General features: G+C 69.9%; 1 protein-coding gene. It reads right to left on the minus strand.

The genetic code is table 11. The annotated features are described in order from the left end of the window. The coding region (locus U9980_RS23895; protein WP_322769989.1) for an FAD-binding oxidoreductase at positions 1-1321 on the minus strand (1321 nt) is incomplete at its 3' end. Between the last annotated feature and the right edge of the window lie 57 nt (positions 1322-1378).

Consider the following 1378-nt stretch of genomic DNA (forward strand, 5'->3'; position numbering starts at 1 on the left):
CGCGGACCCGGTCGGCTCCCTCTTCCATCATGAAGTTGACGTAGGCGCCGCCGGCCGACGTCGGGTGCAGATCCTGCCAGTACCGCTTCGCCCAGTCGCTGATGAGGTCGGCATTGGCCGGGTCCGGGTCGACCCCGACGATGACCCCGGCCCAGCCGCCGTTGCGATAGGCGAACGCAGTAGCGTCTTCGGGTACCCGCATCGCCGCCCCATCGATGGGATAGAGGTGCATGGTCGAGTGACCGGTGGGCAGCATGGCGCCGTACGTGAGGTGCACGTCGATGGCCTGCTCGGAGATCTCGTTGAAGAAGTCCGCGCGCCAGTACCACTGCAGGCCCGCCGGGTAGAGGCCGTCGAACGCGCTCTGCAGCACCGTGAAGGGCATCGGGCTGAGACCGACGAGCAGCGGTGAACCGAATTCGCGGATCGGGGCCAGCACCTCGTCGACGGAGTCGTGGGAGCCCGTGTAGCACCAGACGATGGCGCAGGTCTTGCGACCCCACAGGTGTTCGGGAAACGGCGGCGCGGGTGGGATCGTGATCAGGCCGAGCCAGCCGCTCAGTTCCTCGGGAAGCGAGGGCAACAGCTCGCGGTACCACCGCATGACCTCGGCGGTGTCCGCCAGGTCGTACAACACCGGTCCGCCGATGACGACGCCATGGTCGCCGATCTCGTGGCAGGCGAAGCGGAACGAGGTGACCACGCCGAAGTTTCCACCGCCACCGCGCAGTGCCCAGAACAGATCGGGATGGGACGTGGGGCTCGCGGTGACGAAGGTTCCGTCGGCAAGCACCACGTCCGCCGACAGCAGGTTGTCGACTGTCAGGCCGAACCGCCGGGTCAGGTAGCCGACCCCGCCGCCGAGGGTGAGTCCCCCGACTCCGGTCGACGCGATGAAGCCCGATGGCGTGGCCATCCCGAATGCCACCGTCGCGTGGTCGACGTCGCCCCACGTGCAGCCGCCGTCCACGCGCACGGTGTGGCCGGCGGGATCCACCGTCGTGCCGCGCATGGTGGACAGGTCGATGACGAGCGCGTCGTCCCAGACCCCGAGCCCGCCGGCGTTGTGCCCGCCGCCGCGCACCGCGAGATCGATTCCGTGCTCGCCGGCGAACCGGACGCAGGTGATGACGTCGGCGACGTCGACGCAGCGGGCGATCGCCGCGGGTCGACGGTCGATCATGGCGTTGTAGACGGCCCGTGCCGAGTCGTAGGCCGGGTCGCCGGGCCGGATCGTCGGCCCACGCAGGGTCGCGGCCAGCTCGGCGTAGTCGGGTCCGGACCGTTGCCCGGCCCGCGAGGATGAGGTCGTCCCGGTCATGGTGTCGCCCTTCGGTACGGCGGCGGCTCCCCTGCGAGTCGCCGGCTGACGGTGACG

The sequence above is a fragment of the Protofrankia sp. Cr1 genome (genome assembly GCF_963555865.1).
GTDB lineage: Bacteria > Actinomycetota > Actinomycetes > Frankiales > Frankiaceae > Protofrankia.